Origin of the sequence: Tunturiibacter gelidiferens (assembly GCF_014201335.1) — a bacterium.
GTDB lineage: Bacteria > Acidobacteriota > Terriglobia > Terriglobales > Acidobacteriaceae > Edaphobacter > Edaphobacter lichenicola_E.
Map to the genome: position 1 here is coordinate 181303 of NZ_JACHEB010000009.1, position 19639 is coordinate 200941.

Sequence of the window (19639 nt, forward strand, 5' to 3'; positions counted from 1 at the left end):
CGAAATGTCCGGCCGAACCGTTCCGCATCCCGCTGCGCATCCGCCGGAGTCTCTCTTCGAAAGCTGCTCGTGGTTTTATTCTCTTTGCCGTGAGTACCTGTTTCGCGACCACACCCCGGAGATCAGTCGAGCGCTGTTTCCTCCGGAGGGGCCGGCACCGGGTATGCGTATCCTTGAGCTTGGTTGCGGGCCGGGGTTTTATGCATGCCGCCTCTCGGAGGAGTACCCGCAGATTCACACAACCGGCGTCGATCTCTCGCGACGCCTGCTTGCAAGAGCCGAATCCCGGGCGGCCCGGCGAAGTCTTCAGAACTGCACCTTTACTCACGGGGATGCGCACTCTTTGCCTGATGCTTCGAATTCGATCGATGCCGTGATCGTTTCGAGACTTTTTCTGATTGTGGCGAAGCGGGAGGCGGTGCTGAGCGAGATCTTTCGGATTCTGCGGCCGGGCGGCCGATGTTTTATTGCCGAACCAACGTCTGGTTTTCGCACCCAGATACCGCTTGGCTGCATGTGGCTACTTTCGAAGTTGAGCAGCAGCCCGGCTGGAAAATATCGCGAGCCGAGACAGGCCGATGTGATGAGTTCGACGGATTTTTCGGCGTTGATTCACTCGCAACCGTGGGGAGGGGTCGAACTGCAGTACGACGGTTGGTACCAGTATGCTGTTTGCGAGAAAGATCGCGACAGTGTGCCGGAAGGGCGGTCGCAAGCTGTCGCATGTGAGGCGTTGTTATGACTCCTTCTACGACGTTCTACACGATTCTTGATCCGGCGAATCCGCTTGCCAAGCGAGCGAGCGAATGCGCACTTGCGGTGATGGCCAAGGCGCCGCGCCCCGGCAGGGTCAAGACGAGGCTCGCTCCGCCGCTGACCCTCGACCAGGCGGCGAGACTTAACGCCTGTTTTCTCCGAGATACTGCTGCGAATATTGGCGCGGTCGCTTCGTCGGGTTGTGCAGCCGGTGTGATCTCTTATACGCCGGTGGGCGATGAAGATTTTTTCGATAATCTCCTGCCGAGTGATTTTGCTTTGATCCCGCAGCGCGGCGATGGTTTCGGTGAGCGCCTTCTTGCGACCGTGCAAGACCTTCTGTCTTGCGGTTTTGGAAGCGTTTGCCTTGTTGACTCCGATTCGCCCACGGTTCCGGCTGTCGCCTTCGAGCTGGCGATCGCCGAATTGCAAAAGGCAGGCGATCGCGTTGTCATTGGGCCATCGCAGGATGGGGGCTACTACTTGATTGGTTTGAAGCACGCTCATGCCGAACTCTTCGCTGATATCGCGTGGAGCACCTCGTCAGTTTTTGCGGAGACAGTTGCAGCTGCCAAGGCTGCCGGTATTGAGGTCGTTGTTCTTCCTCTGTGGTATGACGTGGACGATGGCGAGACACTCGCTCTGCTAACCGCTGAACTGCTTAAGGACGTGCCGCCACCATTTGTTACGCTCTCCGGATATCGTGCCGAATATACTCGGGCATACCTCATTGAGCTTAGCGAGCAGGGGAGTGACCGTTGATGATCGCCACTACCAACTTGGCTGGAAGCTCACCCGCCAGTACGCGGATTGAATCTCCTGCTGGCAAGCACTGGTTGGTTGCTCGCGCCTGGGAGACGAATGCTGCTCTGGTCCTGATTGGATTGGGGTTGTTCTTCCTTACGCGACAACTCATCAGTGAATACGATCACTTCACCATTGGATTTTCCGGCGTGTCTGGTTGGTCTTGCATTCTTTATCTTGGCGCGGCGTTCATTGTTTTGACGCAGCCGGTTGATAGATTTACATTTCCAATCATTCTTCTGGTTGCAGTTGCGTGCCGCCTGGTTGCATTGCCCGCTGCTCCGTATCTTTCGAGCGACATCTATCGGTATGTGTGGGATGGCGTGGTGCAGCATGCGCACATCAGCCCTTACCGGTATGTTCCTGGGGACGCAGCGCTTGCTTTCCTGCGCGGGTCGCATGAGAGCATCTTCGAGAAGATCAACCGACGCGACTATGCGCATACTATCTATCCGCCGGCGGCGCAAGCGCTGTTTTACCTGATTACGTGGATCTCTCCGACGATCACCTTCATGAAGGCGGTGATGGTGTTGTTTGAAGCGGTCACGATGTATGAGCTGGTCGGCTTGCTTCGCTCTCTTGGCATCCGGCGCGAGCAGACGTTGCTCTATGCATGGTGCCCGGTGGTTGTGTGGGAGATTGCCGGCTCGGGCCATCTTGACTCTGCAGCGATGGCTTTCATCGCGCTGGCTTTGCTGGCTCGCTATCGAAGGCAGCCAGTATTGACGGGGCTTTTTCTCGGTGTCGCTGTTCTGCTGAAACTTTATCCGCTTGTGCTGCTTCCTGCCCTTTATCGCCGCGGGGATTTTAAGATGCCTGCTATGGTCGCGGGTGTGGTTGGGTTGGGCTATGCGGCTTATTCCAGCGTTGGCCTTTTGGTCTTCGGGTTTCTTGGAGGGTATGTAAAAGAGGAGGGCCTGGCAACTGGTGCGCGCTATTTTCTGCTTGAGGTCGCGCAACAGATTCCGAGTCTTCACAATATTTCGACCGCGACCTATTTTGGCTTTTGTGCGGCGGTATTCCTAGGAATTATCTGGTGGTGCTGGCGCGTCGCCGGTTTTGAAGGGGGCCACTATCAGAGGCCATTTGATTTTGATGCCGTCGCTTCGTTTGTTCCGCCTGCCTTTGCGCTTGCGGCGACGTTGATGTTTCTTTTTTCGCCACACTACGCCTGGTACATCCTCTGGTTGATTCCATTTCTTACGCTGATGCCGAATCTGCCAATTCTGACGTATGTGCTTGGTTTCTTTTATCTGTACACGACTGCGTTGGCAGAGCCAGGCCCTAAGATGTTTCTCGCAAACAAAATTCTCTACGCTTCTGTCTTCGCGGCGCTCATAATTCAATTAGCTCTAAAGCGTTGGCCGATTCATCGGTCTATGTTTGTGCAACGGGCGGTAACGAGTGAGTCCCTATGAGTACATTGCTTCCGATCATTCCTCCCGATGACCTACTCCGTGAGAAGGAGGGTCTTAGCCCGGCGGCGCAGCGGGCTGAGGAGGAGAAGAATCGCATGCGCCGGTACTTCGAGAAGCCGGAGGCTGATGCACATCTTGCTCCGGTCGCGGCTCAGGAGCCCGTCTGTCTGTATCTCGAGACTACGAACCGATGCAACCTGTTATGCACGACTTGTCCGCGCACCTACGAAGATCTGGAGCCCGAGGCGGATATGCCGTGGGAGCTTTTCACATCGCTCATCGACCAATATCCGACTATTGCGCGTGTCGTGCTGCATGGCATTGGCGAGCCTATGCTGGTGAAAGATATTGCGCAGCGTGTGAAGTATCTGAAAGACCGAAATATCTATGTGTTGTTCAATACGAATGGGACTTTATTGACGGAGGCAAACGGTCGGGCTTTGATTGAGGCTGGTCTTGACGAGCTTAGGGTGTCGCTTGACGCTGCGGAATCAGAGGTGTTTCAGATGGTTCGCGGCAAAGACTTCTTCGATAAGATCGTCGCGAACGTCAAGAACTTCACGCGACTGCAGCGGGAGCTGGACGCTCCGAAGCCGCGGGTGTCGTTGTGGCTGACAGGTCTGCGGGAGACGGTCGATCAGCTTCCGAACTTCGTTCGCCTGGCGTACTCCGTCGGCGTCATGGAAGTTTATTTGCAGCGACTGGTGTTTTTTGATGTTCCGATGGATGAACACTCTCTCGCGCGGGCAGAGTCGGCGTTGTTCGAACATACTACCGAACGGGAAGAGGCGCTCATTGGTGAAGCTGAATCAGTTGCGCGCCAGTTAGGGGTGATGTTTTCGGCGTCGGGTGCTGTTGATCCTGGTGAGTCGATCAAGATGCAGCGGTCCGATAGCCCCTGGTCTCTCTGTCGCCGGCCGTGGTCGCTGATGTATGTCACGGCCAACGGCCGCGTGCTGCCATGTTGCATTGCTCCTTTCAGCATGAAGGGTTATGACAGCTTTACTTTGGGGGATGCCACGCAGGCAAGCCTTCGTGACATATGGAACGGTGCTGAGTACCAGCGTTTTCGCGAGGGTCTTCTGACCAGCGCACCGCCGCCCGCCTGTGCTAATTGTGGACTTCGCTGGAGCCTTTGAGATCGATACACGCATTTGCAGCTTTGCGGCGACCCCTTATAATCGCACCTGCGAAACAGAGAGAGGATGCGATGAATATCCAACGCCACGCAGGATTTTACGTGGTAGGCATAGCAGCCCGTACCCAGAATTCGGTTGAACGAAACGGTAAAGGTAAGATCGGCGAGATCTGGCACAATCTGCTGCGGGACAATCTTGCGTCGAAGATTCCGAATAAGACCGGCATCAATCTGACGGCTCTGTACACGGACTATGAGGGTGGTCTTGACGGCCACTACACCTATCTTCTTGGGCTGCCGGTCTCATCCATTCTGAATGTTCCCGCGAATTTTGTTGCGAAATATATTCCCGGTGGCCGCTACTCTATTGTTACGTCGGAGCGAGGGCCGATCAAGCGGATTGTTCCGGAGACATGGGGGCGAATCTGCTCCATGCCGGTAGTGGAATTGGGAGGGATTCGATCATTTCGGGCTGACTACGAGATCTACGACCAGCGTGCGGCCGATCCGGAGAAGGCGCAGATCGAAGTGCACGTCGGTCTTCGCTAAACAAACTTTTGCTGATTATGCCCCTGCCAATTTCTGTCATCATCCCCGCGCTGAATGAAGCTGAATCTATCGGTTTCGTTGTCTCTGAGATGCCGTGGCAGCTGATTGCCGAATGCATTGTCGTGGATAACGGTAGCAGCGATGGGACCGGTGCCGTTGCGGAGGCTGCGGGAGCGCGTGTGATTCGGTCGGCTCGCGGTTACGGGGCCGCCTGTAAAGCGGGCAGCGAGGCTGCACTGCCTACGAGTACGATTCTCGTATACATGGATGGGGATGGTTCCGACGTGATCGTTGACCTGCCACGGCTGGTGGCTCCGATAGAGTCCGGGGATGCGGATTTTGTTATAGGCTCGCGCATTCGTGGCAACCGTGAGGCGGGATCCATGCTCGGGTCTCAGATCTTCGCTGCTCACCTGGTAGGCACTCTTCTACGTATTTTTCAGGGCGTTCACTATACCGACATGGGGCCTTTTCGAGCGATACGGAGAACGTCACTGGAATCGTTACATATGTCAGAACTGACCTACGGATGGAATCTGGAGATGCAGATTCGTGCAGCGCAGAAGAAGCTGCGAATTCTAGAGATGCCGGTCGACTATCGCAGGCGGGTGGCTGGAGTCTCCAAGGTTTCGGGTGATGTGAGGGGTAGCGTGAAAGCTGCAGTGCGAATTCTTGAGGTATTGTTTCGCACCGGCCTTTCTCGTGGGCCAGGTTGAGCATCGTATACTTGTCGCGTTAAATCTATCCGGGAGAAAGATATGCAAAGCCGTATTGTTGGCACCACTATGCCTGTTCTAGAGTTTGCCCTCGGCGCAGATGACGCGGTCATCTCTGAGGCGGGGGAGCTTTCGTGGATGACAGCGACTGTCCAGATGACTACGCACACGCAGCACGCTGGCGGTGGAGGCTTCTTCGGTGCTATCGCGCGAGTGGCGGGTGGAGGATCGCTCTTTATGACGGAATATCGCGCAATAGGAGGGCCGGGCGAGGTGGCGTTTGCTACGCGCGTTCCTGGTCATATCGTGCCGGTGGAGGTTGGCCCGGGGCATGAATATATGGTTCATCGTCATGGCTTTCTTTGCGCGACTGCCGCTATCTCGTTGGGAGTTGGATTTCAGCAGTCGTTGGGCGCGGGTATCTTCGGCGGGGATGGATTTCTACTGCAAAAGATCAGCGGGCAGGGGATTGCGTGGCTTGAGCTATCGGGAGAGGTTGTTATTAAGGATCTTGCCCCGGGCGAGACTCTTCGTGTTCATCCCGGCCACGTGGGTGCTTTCCAGGGGACTGTTGCATTTCAGATCCAACGCGTTCCGGGCATCAAGAATATGATCTTTGGTGGCGATGGAGTCTTTCTTGCGGCACTAACTGGTCCTGGTCGCGTTTGGCTGCAGACCCTACCTATTTCGCGCCTTGCCCACCAGATTCAAGAGTATCTCCCGAAGGAGCGCGCGCAGCAGGCGGCCGAGGGCGGGGTTGTTGGTGGTATTGTCGGCTCCATTCTGAAGGGAATGTAGTCTTGATCAATTTTGCTATTCCCGCACCTTGTTCCGCGATTGTTTGAGATGCTCCTGCTATGACTTTGCGAGAGAGACGACTATTCCTCCGGCAACGATCAACATCCCACCGACGAGGATCGTTGCTGAAAGAGGCTGTTTGAAGACAAGCCAGGAAAGAAGTTGGGCAATGACGAAGAAGAAGACAACGTACAAGCCGAGCAGTCTTCCAAACTCCCATGGGGGCGCATTGACCGTCCACCCGTAGGCGAACAGAATGATTGCGGCGGCTCCGAACATGAGGTAACGAGACCGCGCTGCGTTAGTGTGAAGGCCTGCACGAATGAGAGCATCGCCTCCAGCTTCGAGAGCGGCGGCGGCAAGCAGAATCAGGACAGTGGCGATGCGGCTCATTTTATACGCGTGAAAGACTAATGGAGCTTCTCTATCAGTTGATCATGGAGAGGATAAGAAAGCCGTAAAGTCCTTTTGTCTAGCGAATCAAAGTCACTTGCGTCTTGGCGCTGCGATCCAGGCTAAGTGCATCTACACTCAAATCAGAGGCTTGAATGACCGCAGTTGCTCTTGATATTCGCGCTGGGCGGTCAGGGGGATATCCTGCAGGGCCTTCGACTTTGTCGCGGTTTTTTTCCGGCCGGATGTTTCGTCAGAACGCGATTGAGTCGATGGGTGAATCGGCGCGACTCTATGGCGACTTGGTGCATTACACCATCTTCGGGCGGCATATTTATCAGTTGAATCATCCGGAGCTGATCGAAGACCTGCTCCTGAAGGATGCGAACAAGCATCACCGAGGGATTGTGATGCAGCGGGCAAAGATCGTTCTCGGCGAGGGTTTGCTGACTAGCGAGGAGCCTCTGCATATGCGCCAGCGACGACTTGCGCAGCCTGCGTTTTTGCGACAACGTATTGAAGCCTATGGTGAGGTGATCGGGAAGAACGCGGCTGCGATCTCGCAGAGTTGGAGATCGGGGTCGGTCCATGATGTGCATGGAGACATGCTTGAGCTGGCGCTGCGGATCGTAGGGAAGTGTCTGTTCGATCTTGATGTGCAATCGCAACAAGAGGTGAAGAAGGTTTCGGCGGCGGTTGATGCGTTTATGGGATTTCTTCCTCTTGCCATCCTGCCGTTCTCTGAACAGATTCAGCGACTGCCGCTGCCGGCGATGAAACGGATCCGTAAGGGGCAGGCGGATCTTGATGCGATGATCTACGGGATGATTGCGGAGCGGCGCCGGGTGCCGGGGGATCGGGGCGATCTTCTTTCGATGTTGCTGGAGGCGGTGGACACTGAGGGATCGACTGGACGCATGTCGGACCAACAGGTGCACGATGAGTGTTTGACGATCATGCTGGCTGGACATGAGACCACTGCGAATGCGTTGAGCTTTGCACTTTGGCTGATGGCGAAGCATCCGGAGATGCAGACGCGTGTGCATGAGGAGGCGCGCGAGGTGCTGGGTGATCGTGCGGCTACGGCTGATGACTACGCTCGTTTGCCGTATGCGACGCAACTGTTCTCGGAGACCTTGCGGCTGTATCCGCCGGTCTGGGTGATCGCTCGGACCTGCTTTCAGCCTTATGAAATTGCAGGCTATGCGATTCCTAAGGGCGCTATTCTGCTGGCATCGCAGTTCGTTGTGCATCGCGACTCGCGCTTTTATCCTGAACCACTCCGTTTTGATCCTGAGCGATTTGCGAAGGAAGACGCCAGGTTGCGACCTCGATTTGCGTTTTTTCCGTTTGCCGCAGGCAGCCGCCAGTGCATAGGTGAAGGACTGGCGTGGATGGAGGGAGTATTGTCTGTGGCCACGATAGCGCGAGCCTGGCGGCTGACCTCTCCGCCTGGAGCGGGCGCGGAGATTGCGCTCAACCCTTCGATCAGTCTTCGACCGAAGTTTGGAGTTCCACTTCTTGTCGAGCGGCGCAATTAGTGTCGCTTGATCCAAGCGTCGATGGACCAACCATCGTATTGATGAAGAAAGATCAAGATGGAGTACACCAGGGCGTAAGTAAGTTGAATTCCGGTGAGATTCCAATCTTGTAAGAGTGAGGAGCCGAAGGTGAGCAGCATGATGAGGAGGCTCGCCGCGACGAGTGCTGCGCGAGTTCTGAGGCCGACAAGAATCAATACCCCTAGAAGGCCTTCAATCGCCGGCAACATCAAGCCGAATACCCAAACGCTCCACGCGGGGAGTGGAGCGTGTTCGAATTGCATGACCAGCTTTGCTGCGAACTCTCCGGGGCCTGTGATCATGCGGCTTATGCCGTGCATCATGAGATTTACACCGACGACTGCGCGGAGTAAGGCATAGCCCAGTTGTTCATTACGAAGCTTTGGTTCGTCTACCATTGTTTCTCCGCTCTCGGTGTTCGTGTCTTGTGTGATGCCTGCTTCAGGTGGGCCTGCTGGTGCATAAGGGGTGGTCGCGATTTGCATAAGCAGGACGCGAGCCTCTGTATTCTTAAGTGATGCACGGGACAGCAACAGAACCATTTCTTCATCTTGCTCATGTCAATGTAGCGCGTGGCGACAATGTCGTTCTTCACGATATCAATCTCTCGGTGAATGCGGGAGAGCATATCGCTATTCTGGGGCCGAATGGTTGCGGGAAGTCGACGTTGATCAAGACGATTACGTGTGAGTGCTATCCGATGGTGCAGCCGGAGACGAAGGTGAGGATCTTCGGGCGCGAGCGATGGGATCTAACGGAGTTGAAGAAGCGGCTGGGTGTTGTTTCGGCGGAGTTGCCGGGGAAGCAGACGCTCCAGACTACGGGGCGAGATGCAGTGATTACTGGCTTCTTTTCGAGTAGTACGCTGTGGCCGAACCTTGTGGTAACCGGCGCGATGCGGGTGCATGCGGAGGAGGTCTTGGGGCAGATTGATGCGGTGGGGTTTGCGGAGAAGATGGTGGGGGAGATGTCGGCGGGGCAGCAACGGCGGATCATGATTGGGCGGGCTCTGGTGGGGTCTGCGGGGATGTTGCTGCTGGATGAGCCTTCAAATGCACTGGATTTGGCGGCGCAGGCGGAGTTGAGGGGATTGATGCGAAAGCTCGCGCAGCAGGGGACTGGGATCATGCTGATCACGCACCATATTGCGGATATTCCGCCAGAGATCGACCGAATTTTGATGATGCGGGAGGGGCGAATTATTGCGGATGGGTCGAAGGAGGAGCTGCTCACTGCGGAGAGGCTGAGTGAGTTGTTTAAGACTGGGGTGCAGCTTTCGGAGAGGGATGGTTTTTATCACGCTTGGTGATGTGTCCTGCCGGACGGCCCACCGCGCGTGGAGCGGTCACTTCGTGACTTGTGTACTCTTTTCAGTCGGTGTGAGAGATTACGCCGGTCTGGAGTTTGACTAGCTCGGGTTGGGCGATGCGGCTGGGACCGAGGACTGCGATTTTGGGTAGGGGGCCGCGGACCATCGCGACTTCGTCGCAGGCGTACAGGCGCGGGCAGGTCTGGCAGTCTTTGTAGATCTTGTCGGGTAGGGTGGTACGGTCGACTACGCGGAAGCCGAAGTGGAAGAAGAAGTCGGGGATGCGGGTGAAGAGACAGACGGCGGTGACTTTTTGCTCTTCGGCTTCTTCGAGGAGCGCACGGAGGAGACGGCCGCCTGCGCCCTGGCCCTTGGCTTCGGGCTTGACCACGATGGAACGGACTTCGGCGAGGTGAGGGCCGTAGAGGTGGAGAGCGCCGCAGCCCAGGAAGACGCCGCCTGAGTCTCCTTCGACGGGAGATTCGGCTACGGCGAAGTCGCGGATGTTTTCGCAGATCTCGGCGTAGTTGCGGCGGAGGAGGGTGCCGTCGCCCGAGAGGGAGTTGACGAGGTCGAAGATGTTGACGGCATCGGGGAGTTTGGCTTTGCGCACGGTGGCTCCGCCGACGCGCGGGCGCGATGAGGAGGTGGATTCACTCACGGTCATCAAAGGGGTGGTGGGCAACTGCGTTTAAACTCCTTCTTTTATTTTCGCAGAGTATTGGATGATTTGAAGATGTGGTTTGGTGCGAGTGTTGAGGAGTGCGGTACGGGAGCTGTGGAGCCTCGAATGCGATGTTTGCGATGTTTTTGGTTTGGGACTTATGCCTTCTTTATGCCCGACTCGGTAGCATTTCCTCATGGGAATCCTTTCTGCCACGACGAGGGTTGTCAAAGAAGGTAAATCCGAACACCCCTTTCTTCTGTTTTTCCGGCAACGGCGGTCCGAAGAGAAGGAGCTTGCAACACCTGTATCTGATGTCATCACCGGATTCGTGTTGATAGCCGTCGTTCTTGCTTTGGTGGTATGCCTTTATGCTTTTCTGGCTGGAAAGCTTCGATAGATTGATTGAGTTATGTTTAGGCGGGCTTTCGCTTCGGCGAGGGCGGTCTTGACGCGGGGGCGGGCGGTGCCTCCGATGACGTCGTGACAGTCTAGTGTGGCTTCGAGGGTGATGGCGGAGAAGAAGTCTTCGCCAAATTGGGGGCAGATGGTGCGGAGTTCGTCGAGGGTGAGTTGCTGGAGTTCGCGTTGGGTTTCGAGGCCGAGGCGGACGGCGTTGCCGATATGCTCGTGGGCTTTGCGGAAGGGGATGCCCTTGTCGGTGAGGTAAGTTGCGGCGGCCATTGCGTTGAGATAGCCGTTGTGGGCGGCGTCCTTCATGGTTTCGAAGCGAAATTTGAGCGATGCGGTGAAGGCTGGTAGGACGCTGAGGATACCGGCGATGGTGTCGGCTGCGTCGAAGACTGGCTCCTGGCCTTCCTGCAGATCTTTGTTGTAGGCGAGGGGGAGGCCTTTTATGAGGGTGGCTAGTGTTGTGGCTGCGCCCAGCAGGCGGCCGGATTTGCCTCGGATCAGTTCGGTGAAGTCGGGGTTTTTCTTCTGCGGCATGGCACTGGAGCCTGTGGAGAAGCGCTCGGGTAGGTCGAGGAAACCGAACTCTGCGGTGGAGTAGAGGGTTAGTTCTTCGGCGAAGCGGGAGATGTGGATGCCTAGGGTGGCAATGGCTTGGGTGAACTCTAGTGCGAAGTCGCGGTCGCTGGTTGCGTCCATGCTGTTGGGCGTGGGGGCGTCGAAGTTGAGGGCGCGGGCGGCGATGGTGCGGTCGAGGGCGAGGGTTGCGCCCGCTACTGCGCCGGAGCCGAGGGGGCAGAGGTTCATGCGCTTGCGGGCGTCGGTGAGGCGACTGACGTCGCGCTCGATCATGCTGACGTAGGCGAGGAGCCAATGGGCTACCAGGACGGGCTCGGCACGCTGGAGGTGGGTGTAAGAGGGCATGCTGGCTTCGCCTGCTTGCTCGGCTAGTTCGACTAAGGCTTTGCGCCATGCGGGGAGGCCCGCTAAGGTGTTGTCGATGGCTTCGCGGACGAAGAGGCGCATGTCGGTGGCGATCTGCTCGTTGCGGCTGCGGCCGGTGTGAAGCTTGAGGGCTAGGTCTCCGATTTGTTTGGTTAGTTCGAGCTCGACGTAGTGGTGGACGTCTTCGGCCTGGGGGTTGGCGGTGACGATGGCTTCGCCTTGTTCGGATTGCTGTTTGGCTACGGCGCGGAGGCCTTCTTCCATTTGCAGGAGCTCTTCGCTGGTGAGGATGCCGGCGGCTTCGATGGCGCGTGCGTGGGCTATGCTGGCTTCTACTTCGTAGGGGACCAGGCGCCAGTCGAAGGGGAAGGAGCGCTGCCAGGATTCGAAGGTGGGGTCGAGTGGTTCGCGGAAGCGGCCGGACCACATTTTGGCGAGGTTTGGTTGGTTGGACATTTCGTTCTTATTGAACCTCTAGTGCTGTTGCATTATCGAGCCATGTTTTCGAAGAGCGAGGCTTTTCGCGCAACTCTCGTCAGAGTTCCACGAATAACTTCGCTCTTTGCCTTGCCGCAGGTGTTTTCATCAGTTGCGCCTTCATTGTGAATCAAATCGACAGAAAAAAGATGCGGTGCAGTAGGGTTTACCGTCCTACAGGTTATCCACCACTCTGTGGACGGCAGTAATGCCGTAGATGGATTAAGGTCGACAGTGAACGCGCCGTCGATGTCGGTGATGTAATCCAAAGCACCTTTCTCACCTCGAATGTAGAGACTTACCTTTTCGTGAGCGACGGGCCTGCCGTTGTGGACGTTGAGGACTCGAATGCGAATGGTTTCAGCAGATACAGTTTGGAATAAGCTGAAACAGGCGAGAAGAACCAGACAGACTCTAGATAGTTGGTTGTTCATTCGGTCTCTCCTTTCGCCGATTGTGCCTTCGAGCCAATGGACATTCTGCGAAGCATACCCCCAGGGGCTAAAGCCCGGGAACATTTGGTGGCGGTTGCGGCACGGCAGAAGCCGTGCCCTTAACGGATTGTGCCGCTGTGAAGGAGAAGAAGCAACGGCAAATGCAAACGCAGATTCCCTTCGGGAATGACAACAAAGGGGGCAACCGATGTCTCTCTTGCTTTGTCATTCACGAAGGGAATCTGCTTCTGCGGGTGTCTGTGCTGGTATGAGTTCGTCAGGCATCAACTCTTCCCAAGTTGGATTCATCGATTCAATCAACGCGATCTTTTGTGCCCGTGTCCAGTGTTTAAGCTCCTTTTCGCGAGCGATAGCACTGTTGATGTATTGGTAGCGCTCGAAGTAGACGAGCCGCGTGATTTTGTAGCGAGCGGTAAAGCTGTCTGGCGTTTGCTTGCGATGCTCGGAGACTCGTTTGCGCAGACTATTTGTGACTCCGATGTAGAGAATGTGGGAGCGGTTGGAGAGAATGTAGACCCAGAATTGATATTCGCGTCCTGGCATTGTGGCTTTCCGGTAAAGGGGGTGGCTTGACTAGCGAAACGCAGATTCCCTTCGGGAATGACAACAAAAATACAAAGGCTGGGTGAAAGGGTGGTGGCTATTCCTTCGGTTTCACAGTGGTAGTGAGTTGGGGCATTTCGGAGCCTTTGCTTAGGGTGATTAGGCCGGATTGGGCGTAGGTGATTAGCTTGGCGCGGGTGTCGGTGATGTCGAGGTTGCGCATGGTGAGTTGGCCGATGCGATCGCGGGGAGAGAACGTGGATTCGCCCTTTTCCATGGTGAGGCGCTCGGGGTGGAAGGTGAGGTTGGGGGAGGTGGTGTTGAGGATGGAGTAGTCGTTGCCGCGACGGAGTTCGATTGTAACCTCTCCGGTTACAGGTTTGGCGACCCAGCGCTGGGCGGCTTCGCGGAGCATGATGGCCTGGGGGTCGAACCAGCGGCCCTGGTAGAGGAGACGGCCTAGTTTGCGGCCGCTTTCGCGGTACTGCTCGATGGTGTCCTCGTTGTGGATGCCGGTGATGAGGCGCTCGTAGGCGATGAAGAGGAGAGCGAGGCCGGGTGACTCGTAGATGCCGCGGCTCTTGGCTTCGATGATGCGGTTTTCGATCTGGTCGCTCATGCCGAGGCCGTGGCGGCCGCCGATCCTGTTGGCTTCGAGCATTAGGGCTACGGGGTCGGAGAGCTCTTTGCCATTGAGGGCTACGGGGAAGCCTTCTTCGAAGCGTATGGTGATCTCTTCGGGTTTGATGGCGACGTCGTCGCGCCAGAAGGCGGAGCCCATGATGGGGGCGACGATCTTCATACTGGTGGTGAGGAGTTCGAGGTCCTTGGCTTCGTGGGTTGCGCCGAGGATGTTGGAGTCGGTGGAGTAGGCTTTTTCGGCGGACATCTTGTAGCCGAAGCCGGCCTTGGTCATGAAGGCGGACATCTCGGCGCGGCCGCCTAGCTCGTCGATGAAGGTGGGGTCGAGCCAGGGCTTGTAGACCTTGAGGTCGGGGTTGACGAGGAGGCCGTAGCGGTAGAAGCGCTCGATGTCGTTGCCTTTGAACGTGGAGCCGTCGCCCCAGATGTTGACGTCGTCTTCCTTCATCGCCGTCACTAACATTGTCCCAGTTACAGCCCGGCCGATGGGGGTGGTGTTGAAGTACGTGACGCCGGCGGTGGTGATGTGGAAGGCTCCGGATTGGAGGGCGGCGATGCCTTCGCGGACGAGGGGGGCGCGGCAGTCGATGAGGCGGGCTTTTTCGGCGCCGTACTCGAGGGCTTTGCGGGGGATCTCGTCGTAGTCGGCTTCGTCGGGCTGGCCGAGGTTGGCGGTGTAGGCGTAGGGGAGGGCGCCCTTCTGCTTCATCCAGTGGAGCGCGGCGCTGGTGTCGAGGCCGCCGGAGAAGGCTATGCCTACTTTTTGGCCTAGGGGGAGAGTTTCGAGAATTACGGACATTAATTTAGGACCTCTATAACGCGGTGGACTGGAAGTAAACTCAGCTTAGAAAATATTGCTCACGAATGAGGGGCCGTCGGGTGAATCGAAAAAGCCGCGCGAAAGACCTGTTTCTTTATGTGCTGATTAGCGGAGCTATCATCGCTTTGCTTGTAGTTGTGATCGAGCTTGGAGTCGACCGAAGAACCTTTATGAACGGAACTGGGTTTGCATTCTTCACGCTTCCACTTTTCGGATTCTTCGTTGAAAGCAGTCGGCGTTGGTGGAAAAAGCCGCTGTTTTGGTCGCTTGCCGGATTGCTATTTGTCGTGCACTCCATGTGCTTTTGGTGGATTGCATATCGCGCCCGTGTATTCAAACCTGCGTGGTATCCGATCCTCATCTTGGAATATGCCGTGCTCATCGCTTGCAGAAATGTATTTTTAGCTAAGGCTGACAATTCCAGTTAACTTCTCTTCCGGGGTTGGGTTCCGCGGTTGCGGCTGTTGGTGGTGCGCTTGGCTCCGCCGAGGAGCATGAGCAGGATGGCTTTTTGGGCGTGCATGCGGTTTTCGGCTTGGTCGAAGACGAGGGATTGGGGGCCGTCGAGGACGGCGTCGGTGACTTCGGCGTTGCGGTGGGCGGGGAGGCAGTGCATGAAGACGGCGTCGGCTTGCGCGTGGGCCATGAGGCCTTCGTTGACCTGGTAGGGCTTGAAGATGGGGGCGCGTTTGGTTGCCTCGTGCTCGAAGCCCATGGAGGTGCAGACGTCGGTGTAGACGGCGTCGGCTCCGGTGACGGCTTTGACGGGGTCGTGCATGAGGGTGATGCTGCCGCCGGTGGTTTCGGCGATCTCGATGGCTTTGTGGATGATTTCGAGCTTGGGGGCGAAGCCCTTAGGCGTGGCTACGGTGCAGTGGGAGCCGAGTTGCGCGGCGGTGAGCATGAGGGAGTGGCAGACGTTGTTGCCGTCGCCGACGTAGGTGAAGTGGAGGCCCTCCGCGGAGCCGAAGCGCTCTTCGAGGGTGAAGAAGTCGGCGATGGCCTGGCAGGGGTGCTCGAGATCGGAGAGGGCGTTGATGACGGGGATCTTGGAGCAGGCGGCGATCTCGGTGATGGTGTCGTGGGCGTAGGTGCGGAGGACCATGATGGCCATCCAGCGCTCGATGTTGTGGGCCATGTCGGAGAGGGATTCGCGCTCTCCGAGCGGTGATTGGGTCTGGTCGACGAAGATGGCGTTGCCGCCGAGGGTGTTGATGGCGGTCTCGAAGGTGAGGCGGGTGCGGAGGGAGGCCTTCTCGAAGAACATGACCATCTGGCGCGCGTCGAGGGCGTGACGGAAGTCTTCGGGGTTGGCTTTGACGGCGTGGGCGAGCTCCATGAGGGCGGCCATCTCCTCGACGGTGAGGTCGGCGATGGAGCAGAGGTCGCGGCCGCTGAGGCGTTTGGAGGCTTCGCTGAAGGCGGTGTCGGACTGGATGCCGAGGGTGGCGCGTGAGCGTGCTGGGTGGAAGTCTTCGGCTTCGGACTTCGAGTTCATGGTGACCGTTTTGCTACCCATTGGCTTTGCCTCCTGCCGGTGCTGCGCCGGCGAGTGCTGCGGTGAAGACTTCGTCGAAGGCTTTGATTGCGGTGTCGACGTGTTGACGCTCGAGAAGGAAGGGCGGGAGCAGGCGAAGGACTGTCTCGCTGGTGCGGTTGATGATGATGCGGCGCTCCATCATCTGGGCGGCAATGCGTTGGGCGAGGTCGGCGGAGTTGATTTCGATGCCGAGCATGAGGCCTTTGCCGCGGACTTCGGTGACGCAGTCGTGGCGTTTGGCGAGTTGAGTGAGTTGATCGTGGAAGTACGCGCCCGTCTCGTTGGTGTGGGCGAGGATGTTGTCGCGCTTGATGGTGTCGATGACGGCGATGGCTACGGCGCAGGCGAGTGGGTTACCGCCGAACGTGGTGCCATGCATGCCGGGGGTGATGGATTCGGCGGCTGCGTTGGTACAGAGCATGGCGCCCATGGGGATGCCGTTGGCGATGGGCTTGGCGAGGGTGGTGACGTCGGGGAGGATGTCGTAGTGCTGGTAGGCAAACCATTTGCCGGTGCGGCCCATGCCGGATTGGATCTCGTCGGCGATAAGGAGTGCGCCGGTGGAGTCGCAGAGGGCTCGGGCTTCGCGGAAAAATTCTTCAGAGATAGGGTGGATGCCGCCTTCGCCTTGGATCGGTTCGATGCAGATGGCGCAGACTTCAGATGAGAATTTTGAGCGGAGGTCGGCTACGTCGTTGACGAAGTCGACGCCGGGCATGACGGGCATGAAGGGCTCGCGGTATTTTTCCTTCGCGGTTGTGGCAACGGAGCCCATGGTGCGGCCGTGGAAGCTGTGGTGAAGAGCGAGGAACTTTGTACCGATGGTGCGGCCTTGAGCGCGGAGGCGGCCGGCGTTGGCGCGTGAGAGCTTGAGGGCTGCCTCCCAGGCTTCGGTGCCGCTGTTGGTGAAGAAGACGCGGTCGAGGCCGGAGATTTCCGTGAGGCGGAGGGCTAGTTCGGCTGTGTGTTCGTGGAAGAAGAGATTGGAGGTGTGGATGAGGCGCTTCGATTGTTTCGCGATGGCTTCTTCGACCGCGGGGTGTGCGTAGCCGAGTCCGGAGACGCCGATACCGCTGAGGAGATCGAGGTAGTCGTTTCCGTTTTCGTCGCGCAGGTGGACGCCCTGTCCGCTGACGAAGAGGATGGGGTTGCGCTCGTAGGTGTTGAGAAGCAGCTTCTTTTCGGCTGCCTGAATGGATTGCAAGTTAGGTGTTGCGTTCATGCGACCATGACCTCCGTTCCGTCGTTGACCCGCGTTGAGACGAGGTCGGGTAATAGAGATGCCGCTTCCGCGGGAAGAATTCTTACGCGTTTGACGCCGTGAGTAAGAGCTTCCCGGCAGGCGTTCAGTTTGGGAAGCATGCCGCCGGAGACGACCTGCGCTTGCTCCATGGCGGGGATCTGAGCGAGTGTGAGCCAACGCATTACATTGCCATCGGCGCCTTTGACGCCGGGAACGTCGGTGAGGAAGACGAGGGTGTCGGCCTTGGTGCCGATGGCGCAGGCTGCGGCCATCTCGTCGGCGTTGATGTTGTAGTACTCACCGTCGAAGCCGAGGGCGATGGAGGAGATGACGGGAACTGCGCCCATGGTCCAGATGGCCTCGAGCCACTTGGGATCCATGGCGGCGATCTCGCCTACGAAGCCGAGGTCAGGGTTGGTTTTTTTCTTGCGAGCACGGAAGACGTGACCGTCGCCGCCGGAGAGGCCGACTGCCGATTGCCCGTGAGAGCCGATGGAGGCGACGAGGGATTTGTTGACTCGGCCAGCGAGGACCATGAGCGCGGCATCGCGGGTTTCGGCGTCGGTGATTCGCAGGCCCGAGATAAACTCGCTCTTCTTGCCCATGAGGGCCAGGGTACGCGTGAGTTGCACGCCACCACCGTGGACGACGGCTACCTGATTGCCATCGGCGACCAGGTCGGCGATGGCTTTGCCGCAGGCGTGGAGGATCTTCTTGTCCTCAAGAGCGGCACCGCCTAGTTTGACGACGAATCTCACAGCAAGCCCTCCTCTTCGTTCCATCCGCACATCAGGTTGAGATTTTGTACTGCCTGGCCGGAGGCTCCCTTCAACAGATTGTCGAGGCAGGAGACCATGATCAGGCGCCTTCCGTCGGGAGCGAGTGCGAAGCCGAGATCGCAGAAGTTAGTGCGTACGATGTGTTGTATCTCCGGCAGGTGCGGCGTGGAGCGCAGCCGGACCAGCGGACTGTGTTGATAAAAATTATGGAGCACTTCGGTGATAGCTGCCGGTTCAATTTTATTCTTCAGCCGAAGGTAGATGGTGGACAGAATTCCGCGTGGTATGGGCAGTAGATGCGGAGTGAACTGAATCTGGTCCGAGGTGATGTGAAGCTGCTCGAGCAGCTCGCCGGTGTGGCGGTGGCCGAAGACCGCGTAGGTGGAGAGGTTGTCAGCGGCGTACATGAAGTGGGTTTTGGGCGTCGGTGCTTTGCCTGCGCCACTGACTCCGGACTTGGCGTCGCAGATAATGCCGTGGTCGAGGTCAACGAGGCCGGCTTGAATGAGGGGAGCCAGGGCGAGGATGATCGAGGTGCCGTAGCAGCCGGGGTTGGCTACGAGGCGTGCGGTTTTGATCTCGTCGCGATGCAGTTCGGGGCAGCCGTAGACGGCTTGGGACTGGAGGAGGGCAGCGTGCTCGGCGTTGGCGTCTTTGAGCTTGTAGACCTGTCGGTTTGCCGCATGTTGGAGCCGCCATGCGCCGCTGAGATCGATGACCTTGATGCCCCGCTCGATGGCTTCCGGAACCCACTCACGGGACTGCTCGTGGGGAGTGGCGAGGAACAAGATCTCGATTCCGGTGTCGACGATGCGCTCCCAGGTGAAGGGGACGATCTCGTGAGTCTGGCTGCCTGCGAGGGCGAGTTGCGGGTGGATGTCTTCGAGGTGGAGCGTGGCGTTGGTGTCGGATTCTCCGGCGCGTCCGAGAAATGTGGGTGCTGTTTCGCGGAACCTGGGATGATGCAGGAGCAGGCGCGCAAGTTCGCCGCCCGCGTAGCCGGAGATACCGGCGATTGCCGTTCTGGGCGCGGTGGTGCGTGAGGCGATTTGTTCAAGTACGTTCGTCGTTACGGTGTTAGCCAAGATAGCCTTCGATTCGTGTCTTCAAGAGACTTGCTTGTTTTTCGTCCGGACAGATGATGAGGACCGTGTCGTCGCCGGCGATGGTTCCTACGACTTCGGGCCAGTCCTCGTAGTCGATGCCGGCAGCGATGGGTTGGGCGCTTCCGGTGGTCGTAACGAGGACGAGGAGGTTGATTGCCTGACGGACCTCGAGGCCGAAGCTTTCGAGGACTTCGCGAATTCCCGGCAGCGCGTCTTCGTCGGAGCCGTTGCCGCCGGGAAGAGAGTAGCCGGTTGGTCCTTTATTTAATCGCAATTCGTGAATATCGCGCGATAATGTTGCCTGAGTGACATGAAAACCGCGCCCGGCTAATTTTCGGCGCAACTCGTCCTGGCTGGTGACCGCGGTCTTCACCAGGAGATCTCGAATTGCTGCGTGACGCTGTTGTTTCATGAATTTGTTGTACTCGCCTTCTTGTATTTAAGTCGTCAACGACGGCTCAATTTAGATAGATGAAGTCAGTCTGTATAAATATACATTTATTGTGTATATTTATACACACGCATTTCCTCAATATATTCGATTGATGGAAGCTTTACAAAAAAAGGAAGG

General features: G+C 57.4%; 22 protein-coding genes. 10 read left to right on the forward strand and 12 right to left on the reverse strand.

Annotation, left to right across the window (positions count from 1 at the left end):
• Window positions 1–4: 4 nt before the first annotated feature.
• The 7 genes from HDF14_RS18235 (at window position 5) to HDF14_RS18265 (ending at window position 6179) form a co-directional block, all read left to right on the forward strand.
• Window positions 5–742 (forward strand): class I SAM-dependent methyltransferase, encoded by a 738-nt coding sequence (locus tag HDF14_RS18235; protein WP_221304761.1) that lies wholly within the window; start codon window positions 5–7, stop codon window positions 740–742.
• Window positions 739–1518 carry a TIGR04282 family arsenosugar biosynthesis glycosyltransferase gene (locus HDF14_RS18240; protein WP_183979464.1) on the forward strand — a complete coding sequence of 260 codons (780 nt, stop codon included), beginning with the start codon at window positions 739–741 and terminating at the stop codon, window positions 1516–1518. The genes HDF14_RS18235 and HDF14_RS18240 overlap by 4 nt, the downstream gene beginning before the upstream one ends.
• Entirely contained in the window at window positions 1518–2978 is a 1461-nt protein-coding gene (locus HDF14_RS18245) for a glycosyltransferase 87 family protein (RefSeq protein WP_183979466.1), read from the forward strand. The genes HDF14_RS18240 and HDF14_RS18245 overlap by 1 nt, the downstream gene beginning before the upstream one ends.
• Window positions 2975–4117: a radical SAM protein gene (locus tag HDF14_RS18250; RefSeq protein ID WP_183979468.1), complete on the forward strand. Its 1143-nt coding sequence runs from the start codon at window positions 2975–2977 to the stop codon at window positions 4115–4117. Before HDF14_RS18245 ends, HDF14_RS18250 begins: the two co-directional genes overlap by 4 nt.
• A gap of 71 nt (window positions 4118–4188) precedes the next feature.
• Complete coding sequence (locus HDF14_RS18255) at window positions 4189–4665, forward strand: GyrI-like domain-containing protein (RefSeq protein WP_183979470.1); 477 nt, start codon at window positions 4189–4191, stop codon at window positions 4663–4665.
• Window positions 4666–4682: 17 nt separating this feature from the next.
• On the forward strand, window positions 4683–5381 hold the full coding sequence (locus HDF14_RS18260) for a glycosyltransferase family 2 protein (protein ID WP_183979472.1): 699 nt from the start codon (window positions 4683–4685) through the stop codon (window positions 5379–5381).
• A 42-nt stretch (window positions 5382–5423) separates the two neighbouring features.
• The gene (locus tag HDF14_RS18265; RefSeq protein WP_183979474.1) at window positions 5424–6179 is read left to right on the forward strand and encodes an AIM24 family protein; all 756 of its coding nucleotides are present in this window, start codon (window positions 5424–5426) and stop codon (window positions 6177–6179) included.
• A 57-nt stretch (window positions 6180–6236) separates the two neighbouring features.
• Here HDF14_RS18265 and HDF14_RS18270 read toward each other — a convergent pair whose 3' ends face one another.
• Window positions 6237–6572 carry a hypothetical protein gene (locus HDF14_RS18270; protein WP_183979476.1) on the reverse strand — a complete coding sequence of 112 codons (336 nt, stop codon included), beginning with the start codon at window positions 6570–6572 and terminating at the stop codon, window positions 6237–6239.
• A gap of 155 nt (window positions 6573–6727) precedes the next feature.
• Here HDF14_RS18270 and HDF14_RS18275 point away from each other — a divergent pair, with 155 nt between their 5' ends.
• Entirely contained in the window at window positions 6728–8113 is a 1386-nt protein-coding gene (locus HDF14_RS18275; RefSeq protein ID WP_183979478.1) for a cytochrome P450, read from the forward strand.
• On the opposite strand, the gene HDF14_RS18280 is transcribed toward HDF14_RS18275, so the two are convergent.
• Window positions 8110–8532 carry a MauE/DoxX family redox-associated membrane protein gene (locus HDF14_RS18280; RefSeq protein WP_183979480.1) on the reverse strand — a complete coding sequence of 141 codons (423 nt, stop codon included), beginning with the start codon at window positions 8530–8532 and terminating at the stop codon, window positions 8110–8112. The genes HDF14_RS18275 and HDF14_RS18280 overlap by 4 nt on opposite strands.
• A gap of 119 nt (window positions 8533–8651) precedes the next feature.
• Between HDF14_RS18280 and HDF14_RS18285 the strand changes: the two genes are divergently transcribed.
• Window positions 8652–9443 carry an ABC transporter ATP-binding protein gene (locus tag HDF14_RS18285; protein WP_183979490.1) on the forward strand — a complete coding sequence of 264 codons (792 nt, stop codon included), beginning with the start codon at window positions 8652–8654 and terminating at the stop codon, window positions 9441–9443.
• A gap of 61 nt (window positions 9444–9504) precedes the next feature.
• Here the strand turns inward: HDF14_RS18285 and HDF14_RS18290 are convergent, their stop codons facing one another.
• From HDF14_RS18290 to argG, 5 genes are all read right to left on the reverse strand, one after another.
• Window positions 9505–10110, reverse strand: coding sequence for a GNAT family N-acetyltransferase (locus HDF14_RS18290; protein WP_183979669.1), 606 nt, complete (start codon window positions 10108–10110; stop codon window positions 9505–9507).
• 366 nt (window positions 10111–10476) lie between these two features.
• Window positions 10477–11919 carry an argininosuccinate lyase gene (gene argH / locus HDF14_RS18295; RefSeq protein WP_183979492.1) on the reverse strand — a complete coding sequence of 481 codons (1443 nt, stop codon included), beginning with the start codon at window positions 11917–11919 and terminating at the stop codon, window positions 10477–10479.
• 32 nt (window positions 11920–11951) lie between these two features.
• Window positions 11952–12374 (reverse strand): hypothetical protein, encoded by a 423-nt coding sequence (locus tag HDF14_RS18300; RefSeq protein ID WP_183979494.1) that lies wholly within the window; start codon window positions 12372–12374, stop codon window positions 11952–11954.
• Window positions 12375–12599: 225 nt separating this feature from the next.
• Window positions 12600–12938, reverse strand: coding sequence for a GIY-YIG nuclease family protein (locus HDF14_RS18305; RefSeq protein ID WP_183979496.1), 339 nt, complete (start codon window positions 12936–12938; stop codon window positions 12600–12602).
• A gap of 97 nt (window positions 12939–13035) precedes the next feature.
• Window positions 13036–14379 (reverse strand): argininosuccinate synthase, encoded by a 1344-nt coding sequence (gene argG, locus HDF14_RS18310; RefSeq protein WP_183979498.1) that lies wholly within the window; start codon window positions 14377–14379, stop codon window positions 13036–13038.
• 80 nt (window positions 14380–14459) lie between these two features.
• On the opposite strand from argG, the gene HDF14_RS18315 reads away from it, so the two are divergent.
• Window positions 14460–14828 (forward strand): hypothetical protein, encoded by a 369-nt coding sequence (locus tag HDF14_RS18315; protein WP_183979500.1) that lies wholly within the window; start codon window positions 14460–14462, stop codon window positions 14826–14828.
• Here the strand turns inward: HDF14_RS18315 and argF are convergent.
• The 5 genes from argF to HDF14_RS18340 are packed head-to-tail and all read right to left on the reverse strand — an operon-like array spanning window position 14825 to window position 19480.
• Window positions 14825–15919, reverse strand: coding sequence for an ornithine carbamoyltransferase (gene argF, locus HDF14_RS18320; protein ID WP_183979502.1), 1095 nt, complete (start codon window positions 15917–15919; stop codon window positions 14825–14827). The genes HDF14_RS18315 and argF overlap by 4 nt on opposite strands.
• Complete coding sequence (locus HDF14_RS18325; RefSeq protein WP_183979503.1) at window positions 15912–17162, reverse strand: aspartate aminotransferase family protein; 1251 nt, start codon at window positions 17160–17162, stop codon at window positions 15912–15914. The genes argF and HDF14_RS18325 overlap by 8 nt, the downstream gene beginning before the upstream one ends.
• The gene (gene argB / locus HDF14_RS18330; protein ID WP_183979505.1) at window positions 17159–17941 is read right to left on the reverse strand and encodes an acetylglutamate kinase; all 783 of its coding nucleotides are present in this window, start codon (window positions 17939–17941) and stop codon (window positions 17159–17161) included. The genes HDF14_RS18325 and argB overlap by 4 nt, the downstream gene beginning before the upstream one ends.
• Window positions 17938–19047, reverse strand: a complete 1110-nt coding sequence (gene argC, locus HDF14_RS18335; RefSeq protein WP_183979507.1) for an N-acetyl-gamma-glutamyl-phosphate reductase — start codon at window positions 19045–19047, stop codon at window positions 17938–17940. The genes argB and argC overlap by 4 nt, the downstream gene beginning before the upstream one ends.
• Window positions 19040–19480, reverse strand: coding sequence for an arginine repressor (locus HDF14_RS18340; protein WP_183979509.1), 441 nt, complete (start codon window positions 19478–19480; stop codon window positions 19040–19042). The genes argC and HDF14_RS18340 overlap by 8 nt, the downstream gene beginning before the upstream one ends.
• Window positions 19481–19639: the final 159 nt, after the last annotated feature.